The sequence below is a fragment of the Chitinophaga sp. genome, from assembly GCF_017745275.1.
Classification (GTDB): Bacteria; Bacteroidota; Bacteroidia; order Chitinophagales; family Chitinophagaceae; genus Chitinophaga.
Map to the genome: position 1 here is coordinate 475,545 of NZ_JAGHZS010000005.1, position 9,229 is coordinate 484,773.

Genomic DNA, 9,229 nt, shown 5'->3' on the forward strand with positions numbered 1-9,229 from the left:
GATTATTGTTTGTACCCTCTTTCTATCACTAAAAATCCTGATTAATCATGAGTTTGTCCTCAATGCTGATGAGAGCCGCCGCGGCTGATACTGCCGGTGTTACACTCGTTTGCATGAATAATATTGAAGAAACGATTAGCTATAAGTCGTTGTACAGGCAATCCCTGATGATGTTGGGTCATCTGCAGGAAGCAGGACTGAAAGAAGGAGATGAGCTGGTATTACAAATAGAGGAAAACCGACTTTTTATACCCATTTTCTGGGCATGTATCCTGGGAGGAATTATTCCGGTGCCGTTGAATCCCGGAGTGCAGGCAGCGCAGAAAATGAAGCTTTTCAAAGTATGGGGCTATCTTAACAACCCTTATTTCATCACAGATAGTGGCGCCTTTGAAAAGGCCACGGATTTACTGGATTCGCCGGAAATGTCTGCTGTTGGCAATAGTATCCAGGAACGTCGCATTTTTCCGGAAAAATTGTTAAGCGAAGGGAAAGAAGGTATCATGGCTGATTCCAGAGAAGACAGCATCGTTTATATTCAGTTTTCTTCCGGCTCTACCGGCGATCCCAAAGGGGTTATATTGACCAACGATAACCTGCTTTGTAATATAGAAGATATCATTACATCACTGCAAATATCTGTAGCTGATAAATTACTCAGCTGGATGCCTATGACGCATGATATGGGCATGATCGGTTTTTTACTGGCGGGTATTTATATGAATATAGATACAGTTAATATTCCTACCTCACTTTTTATAAGAAGACCGTTGTTGTGGATGGAAAAAGCAGCAGCGCATGAGGCCAGTGTATTGTATTCTCCCAATTTCGGACTGCAGTATTTCCTCGCCGCCCTGGATAAGAAAACGGCTTATCAATGGGATTTATCCGGCATAAGAATTATTGTAAATGGTGCGGAGCTGATCTCCGACAACATTTGTAAAACCTTTACCGCCGCATTGGCGCCTTATGGATTGCGGCAACACGCTATTGTTGCAGCGTATGGACTGGCAGAAGCTGCTGTGGAAGTGTCCACAACGGTACCGGGAACCGCACTGAATGCTTATTATCTCCACAGATTACATCTGAATATCGGCGAGGAAATCCAGGTGATTGCTCCTGCAGATCCTGCGGCGGTATGTTTTGTTGAAGTCGGAATAGCTGCCACCGCCTGTAAGGTCAGGATCTGCAATGATCGTGATCAGGTGCTGGCTGAAAATAAGATGGGGCATATCCAGATAAAAGGACGCAACGTAACCCAGGGATACTATAACTATCCCGAAGCCACCAAACGCGTTTTTACAGCAGACGGCTGGTTGAAAACAGGTGATACCGGTTTTTTAATCAATAACCGCCTGATAGTGGTAGGCCGCATCAAAGATGTTTTTATAATTAACGGCCAAAATTATTATCCGCAGGATATAGAACAGATACTGGTCAGGGCAGGTGTGGCAGAACCGGGTAAAATTGTAGCCGTAGGAGGGAGGAACCATCACAACAGCAAAGATGAATTGCTTGTATTTGTGCTATATAAAGGAAATGAAGCTGCTTTCCAGGCAGTGAGCGACCTGGTAGGCAATATCCTGTGGAAGGCTGTTGGTATTTACGCCGACAGGATATTGCCGGTTAGAAAAATTCCCAAAACCACTAGCGGCAAAGTGCAAAGGTTTGAGCTATGGAACAGGTATATTTCCGGTGAATTTAATATTGATCACGGAGATGCCCGCATTGGTGGCACTTCATCTCCGGGAACTGTTTCCTCCGAATGGCTGGCCGCAACAGTAGTGGCTTTACTAGGCGATAATAGCATTACCCCACAAACGGATCTGCTGGAATATGGCATCAATAGTCTTACAGCCATGCGCTTTGTAGCAAGGATAAAACAAAAAACAGGTTTGTCATTGCCGGTGGAAGCAATCTTCAGATTACGTACCATTGAAAGTATCCGGCAGCAACTGGCAACAGCTGCAATAGATAATGTCTATCCACCTTTAAAACAGGGAAACACCCTTTTGCAGCGGAGCCTAACTACAGGGCAGGAACGCATTTTCATGGAGTACCTGTTGAACGAAGATAGCTCGGGGTACAACCTGCCGGTGATCTATGATGTAAAAGGCGCATTGCAATGGCCATCTATTCATAAAGCTTTCCGGCTGTTGGTAGAGAAGTACACGACGCTGCGCACTTCCTTCAAAATAACCGCTGATCGTCCGGAACAGGTTATCCACGAATACCACGATGACTTATTTAATCCAGAATATACTGATCTGAGGTCAGTGCCGGATCCCGAAAGCGTATTGGAGGAAATCAGTAGTGCTTTTATTAGCAAGCCATTTGACCTGCGGATTCCTTCACAGCTAAGAGTGAATGTGATACAAACAGGAAAGGCATCTTACCGTATCGTGTTCGTAATACATCATATCCTGGTTGATGGCTGGTCATTAGCATTGCTCTGTGAAGAATTGTCGGCACTCTATAATCAACTGGCGCAGGGAAATGACAGCATTGATGCAGGGAGGGCCGCTTTTCAATATAACGATTACGTGGTATGGCAACAGGACCTTGAGCAAAGCTACATTTTCAGTCAGCATAAAAAGTATTGGCTGCATGAACTGGAAGAGTTACCGGAACCTGTTCCCCTGTTTCCTGTTAAACTCAGCGGCGCCACCATATTATCCGGGAAAATAAGCACACAAAGATATTGCCTGGACGCAACGGAAGTAGCGCAGTTGAAAACGTTGGCCCAAAAGCATCATACTTCTCCTTTTACTGTAATAATTACACTCATCAACATTATTGCACACCGGTATTCCCGGGAAACAGATATCACCATTGGATTCGAAGTAGCCGGCCGTATCCTGGAGGAAATGGAGGATATAATTGGTTATATGCTGAATACGCTTTGCCTGCGGGTAGAAGTGGAAGGAACCACTTCTTTTTCAGACCAGCTGGAAATAGTTAAAAGCAAAGTTTTTTCCGCAATGGAGCATCAGCTGTACCCGGTGGAATACCTGATCAATGATAAGCAAATCAATACGGTCCACTACGGAAATGCTTTATTTAATGTACTGGTGTTGTACCAGAATTTCCATCAGCACGATTACCAACTGCAATTGAACAACTGTGAGATAAACAGGCGGCAGCTGGACGTTTCAGACGGGTACATGGATACGGTGCTGGAATTTTCTGAACAAAAGGATGAACTGGGACTGGCGATACATTTTAATAACGAAAGGCACCACGGTGCAACCGCTGATCAGTTTGTAATACATCTCAGGAAGTTATTGGAGGCAGTATACAAGGAAGAAAACAGACAGATCATCAAATACGATTTTCTGACAGACCGGGAAAAGGAGATGCAGTTAAGTATCATCAGCGACGCGGCAGAAACGATGTCGCAGAAACTTCCTGTTCACCTTCAATTTGAGCAAAATGCCTTTATGGTACCGGATGCCATTGCATTGGAAGCTGAAACGGAAACTTATACTTACAAACGGCTGAATCAATGTGTAAACAGACTGGCCAATTTCCTGAAGAGCAATTATGCGATAGGGGCCGATGACTGCATTGGCTTCTGGGTGGGAAGAAATGAATACATCGTTATTGCCATGCTGGCAGTACTGAAAGCGGGAGGTACTTATATTGCCATAGATACCGATTGCCCGGTGATCAGGGCCGGAAAAATAATGGAAGAATGCCAGATGAAATTGTTGTTGGTAGATAATATGTATCTGGACCAACTGGAAAATGATTTTGACGGCGAATTTCTTGTGAGCATAGAAAGCATCATTGAGGCAACCGAAAATTGCGAAAACCCGGCGTATACCGGGCAAATGAGCGACCTGGCCTACCTGATCAATACCTCGGGATCAACAGGTACCCCTAAGGCGGTGATGATTACCCATGATACGCTGTCTGATTACGTAAAGCAGTTTGTGAGCTATTTTAAGATAACCAGCAAAGACGTTTTTGTGCAGCAATCTTCTGTTGCCTTTGATACCATCATTGAAGAAGTGTTTCCCGCATTGTGTTCAAAAGGGAAAATAGTTATTGCCGATAAAGGAGGATGGGATATTGATGAGTTGTTGACGGTAATTGCCAGGAAAAATGTCACCATTCTTTCAACTTCGCCGCTGGTGTTGAACGAAATAAATAAACAGGTAGACAGCCGTATAGGCACCCTTCGGATCATTATCAGCGGAGGTGAAGTACTGAGGAGCACCTACATCAATAACCTGCTGCAGAATGTGGTGATCTATAACACCTATGGCCCGTCGGAAACCACCGTATGCGCCACCTACAAAATGCTGACTTCCATCGACGATGTTGCGTTAATCGGGAAGCCTGTCAGTAACCGCGCAGTATACATCCTGGATCAGCAGTTGCAGATGATGCCGCTGGGATGTACCGGTGAAATTTTTATAGAAGGTGGTTTAGCAAGAGGTTATCTCAACATGCCAGCTCTCACTGCGGAAAAATTTATCCCCCACCCGTTTAAGCCCGGCAAAAAACTTTACCGATCCGGCGATCTGGGCAGGTATACAGAAAGTGGAGATATTGAATTCATAGGCCGTAAAGATTTCCAGGTGAAAGTAAGAGGCCATAGGGTAGAACTGGAAGAAGTGGATAAAGTAATTAACCAGTATCCGGATGTCATAATGGCCGTCACCTTACTAAAGTCCCAGACAGATTACCTGACGGGATACCTGGTGGTGAAAGAGGGATTTAAAGAAGGAGCGCTTCGGGTACACCTCAGTCGTTACCTACCTTCCTATATGATCCCTTACCGTTTTGAAATACTCGATAGTATCCCGCTTACCCCATCTGGTAAAACCGATAGAAAACTGCTGGCCGGAAAAAACAGCAATGGCAGACAGCCAGACAGGGAGCAGGAGCTGGTGACAGCGGTAACGAGAACAGAGGAAAGCCTGGTCCGGATGTGGCAAAAAATACTCGATAGAAAAGAAATCGGCATTACGCATAATTTCTTTGATTTGGGTGGGCATTCTATTAAAGCACACCAATTGCAAAACCTTATTTATGCAGAGCTGGCGATTGATGTGAAATTGGCGGATATCTTTATTTACCCCACTATCCGGGAGTTAAGCGCCATTATTGATCAGGCGGAAACAGAAATTTATAACTACATAGAGATTTCTTAATATTTACTGATGAAGATCAGCTCACTCCGAGATAATTAGACTATGAATATTTTTAAGCTTTTTCAGTCCAGGTCCGTTTACTTTTATTTTTTCCTGGTGCTCCTCAGCCTGGTAGGAAGTATTACCAATTTAGGCATGTTGATGACGATCAACATTGCCCTTGGGGGAAAGTCCATTTTTTCTTTAGGGAAATATGCTTACCTGATATTTATAGTGTTTATGGTGTTTTCTTTTGTTTCGAGTATGCTGTTTCAGAATTACATGGTCCGGCTAAGTAATGAGATGACGCTTGACCTGGAGCTGAAGCTTATTAAGAAAGTAAGAAATGCTTCTTTTGAATCTTTTGAGCGACTGGGTACGGAGAAATTGTATGCCGCCATTTCTGATACCCGTGTGCTGAGCCGGGTACCGGAAGTATTCATTGGGTTTGTTAATGCCGCCGTCACCATTGTATGCTCGCTGATTTACTTTATGTGGGTGTCTCCAGTGGCCTGTGTTATTGTTATCATTCTGATGTTTTTTCTCCTGGTAATATACCTGCACCAGAATAAAAAAGTAGAGAACGACCTGAATAAAGTAAGGGATTTGCAGGATGTATATTATGGCTTTATCCGGGAACTGGTGGATGGATTTAAACAGGTCAGAATCTCTTTTCTGAGGAATAGTAATCTATATGACAAATACATCCTGGTCAACAAGGAAAAGTCCATGTCACTGAATGTTAAAACATCCAAGCGTTATGTCAGAACAGAATTAATCGGTGCGTACAGTTGGTACCTGGTGTTGGGATTTGTGATTTTTTTCCTGCCTATGATGGTAAATATCAGCGTGCCTGAACTTACGGCATTTATAACAACCGTATTATTTATGAAAGCACCGGTGTCCCAAATTATTATGGTGGTTCCTTTTTATACAGGTTTAAAGATTGCAATAAACCGTATTGAAAGAATTGATACCCTGCTGGAAACAGATACCGTACCTGAATATACCGCGAATGCAGCTGAATTTCATTCCGTGCGATTTGAGAACATTATTTGCCGGTATGAAAGTAATGACCACTCTTTTGAACTGCGGGTACCGGACTTCAAAATCAGTAAACAGGAAATTGTTTTTATCATAGGCGGTAATGGCAGTGGTAAAACAACTTTTATTCACCTGTTAACAGGTTTATGTAAACCCATTTGCGGACAGGTATATCTCAACGATAAAGAAATTACCTGGCAGGAATTCCAGTTGTTCAGTAATAATATGGCAGCGGTATTTAGTAATCATCATCTTTTTACAGAAAATTATGATGAACATGAGCTGACAGCGAACAATGAATATTTAAATCACTTCACCCATCTGCTCAATTTAAAGGGTGTACTTAGAATTGATTATGAAAAGGAGCGGATTGATACAAAAGTATCTAAAGGACAGCAGAAAAGAATTGCGTTGTTAATGGCACTGATGGAGAAGAAACCCATCCTGGTGCTGGATGAATGGGCTGCGGAGCAGGATCCTTTTAATAAAAAGAAATTTTATACGGAGTGGTTAACGCTACTCCGGGATATGGGGCAAACGATTATTGCGGTGTCTCACGACGATGAGTTTTATCATGTACCTGACAGGTTGGTGAAATTTAATTATGGTCAGATTGTCAGCGATACAAGATTAGTACAGGTAGAATTATAACTATTCAATTTGATGGTTCCGGTTAACGTATTCTGTATCCCGTTTGCAGGAGGTAATAAATACTCTTACAGGGAGTATGAGCAATGCGCTCCTGCTCATATTAATATTATTCCGCTGGAATATCCCGGCAGGGGAAGCCGTATCAGGGAGGGCTTCATAAAAGATATGGATGCCCTGGTAGACGATATATATCAACAGATGAGCAAGGTGGGCTTTCAGCACAACTATGCTATATATGGTCACAGTCTCGGTGGTGTAGTAGCCTTGTTTCTGGCCAGGAAGATCCTGGCGGAACGACAGCGCAAACCCCTGCATTTGTTTATTACCGGAACTACGGGACCCTCTTCTCCCGCCAGGCAGGCGAAGAAAAGGTACCTGCTCAGCAAGGAAGATTTTATTGAAGAATTGAAAGAGCTGGACGGATGCCCTGAAGAGATATTGAATAATCCGGAAATGCTGGATTATTTTGAACCTATACTGAGAGCTGATTTTGAGGTGTCCGAAACCTTTAATTACGTGCCGGCCCACCCCCTTGATCTTTCCCTTACGGTAATTACAGGTACGGAAGAAGATATGGAAACGGAAGATATCCGTATGTGGCAATTGGAAACTAGCCGCCTCGTAGATTTCAGGCAAATGCCGGGAAAACATTTTTTTATTTTTAACAACGCTGCAGAGATATTAAATATAATATCAGAGAAAATCCTCTTACATACAAAAGCAATTTTTTTATGATGGAAAAGCAACTCTATTTAAAACCTAACCTGGTAATAGAACCTTTGGTAGACAACTGGTATGCCTGGTCACATCTTATTTCTCCTCCTACAGCGGCAATGAACATGGTACATCGCCATATGGAAATTATGGATTCTTATGTGATGGCGCCCGACGTACATTTTCAGGCGGTGCTGAACCCTAAAATGAGAGGAGGCCCGTTTATGGATCTGGGTGGTAAAAGAATAGACGAGGTAAAGGAATTACAGGCCGCTACCAGGAAAGGAAGTGCGAAGTTATTTGAACTGGCAGCTGCTATTAAAGAACTCGATAAAATGTTGCTTGAAAACGCAAAAGGATATTCCCTGGAAACACTGTACGAAAAAGTGCCGGTGATGCTGAAAGGGTATGTAGAACTGTTTTACGACAGGCACAATAATCCTGCTTTCCGTTTCTTTGAATCCCTGATGTATACCAATGGGTTTTATGATAAAACATCACAAAGTATTGCCCTATGGATCACCGATAATGACCACCGGCCTTTCAGCCTAAGTACCCCGCGGCTGAAAGAACCTCACGTATTACAGCTGCCTATTCCTTTTGATCATCCCGGTGTAGATGAACTGGCTAAAATGAAGCGGGTACCACAATCCTTGTCTTATATCCGCTCCTTTTTTGATATTCCGGCAGAACAGGAAGCGCTCTTTGCCTCTTTTTTTACAGAAGAACCTTTCCCCGGCTATAAGCACTACGAAGGAGACAGCATCCGCATGCGTTATTTCGGACACGCCTGTATCCTGATTGAAACCAAAGATGTGAGTATATTACTGGACCCGCTGATCAGTTACTACGGTTATCATTCTGACATAGACCATTTTTCAGACCTGGACCTGCCGGATGTAATCGACTATGTACTGATTACGCATAATCACCAGGATCATATTCTCTTTGAAACATTATTGCCACTCCGCCATAAGATAAAAAATATTATTGTACCGGCTACCCGTGGAGGCAGGCTGGAAGATCCTCAGCTGAAGCTGATGTTCAACAGCATTGGCTTTAATAATGTATACGAAATTGATGAAATGGAAACCATTTCTTTTGTGGATGCTTCTATCACCGGCGTGCCATTTACCGGGGAACACAGTGATCTGAACATATTAACCAAAGCATGCTTCTATGTTAAAATAGGCGACTTCAAATTAATGTTCATGGCAGATTCGCGGGTGGTGGAACCTATGTTGTATAAAAACATTCAACAACAGATAGGCGATGTGGATGTTATTTTTCTGGGTATGGAATGTGATGGTGCACCGCTTACCTGGCTGTATGGACCGTTATTGACGAAGAAGCTGGCAAGGGACCAGGATAGCAGCAGAAGGCTTGCTGGTTCTGATTGCGCCAAAGGAATGACCCTGGTAGATATTTTTCATCCGAAAGAAACCTATGTATATGCAATGGGCCAGGAGCCATGGCTGGAATTTATCAGCAGCATAAAATATACAGATGATTCTAACCCGATTGTACAATCGAATAAACTGGTAAAGCTGTGCCAGGAAAGAGGTATTATCGCTGAACGTTTATACGGAGAAAAGGAAATTATGTATGAGAAAAATACTGCTCCCGCAGTAGTATAATCTTCTGATAAACTTATTTACACCCCCTTTTTTGCATCCCTC

At 43.1% G+C, this 9,229-nt stretch carries 4 protein-coding genes; all 4 read left to right on the plus strand.

Annotated elements, in window-relative coordinates; translation table 11 throughout:
* Positions 1 to 47: 47 nt before the first annotated feature.
* From J7623_RS17070 to J7623_RS17085, 4 genes are read left to right on the plus strand one after another with little or no spacing between them, the layout of a single operon-like run.
* The gene (locus J7623_RS17070) at positions 48 to 5,162 is read left to right on the plus strand and encodes a non-ribosomal peptide synthetase (RefSeq protein ID WP_291922525.1); all 5,115 of its coding nucleotides are present in this window, start codon (positions 48 to 50) and stop codon (positions 5,160 to 5,162) included.
* Positions 5,163 to 5,204: 42 nt separating this feature from the next.
* A complete protein-coding gene (locus tag J7623_RS17075; RefSeq protein ID WP_291922527.1) occupies positions 5,205 to 6,836 on the plus strand; it encodes an ATP-binding cassette domain-containing protein in 1,632 nt (543 codons plus the stop codon).
* 12 nt (positions 6,837 to 6,848) lie between these two features.
* Positions 6,849 to 7,571, plus strand: coding sequence for a thioesterase domain-containing protein (locus J7623_RS17080; RefSeq protein WP_291922541.1), 723 nt, complete (start codon positions 6,849 to 6,851; stop codon positions 7,569 to 7,571).
* Positions 7,568 to 9,187 carry an MBL fold metallo-hydrolase gene (locus tag J7623_RS17085; RefSeq protein WP_291922529.1) on the plus strand — a complete coding sequence of 540 codons (1,620 nt, stop codon included), beginning with the start codon at positions 7,568 to 7,570 and terminating at the stop codon, positions 9,185 to 9,187. Before J7623_RS17080 ends, J7623_RS17085 begins: the two co-directional genes overlap by 4 nt.
* Positions 9,188 to 9,229 lie beyond the last annotated feature (42 nt).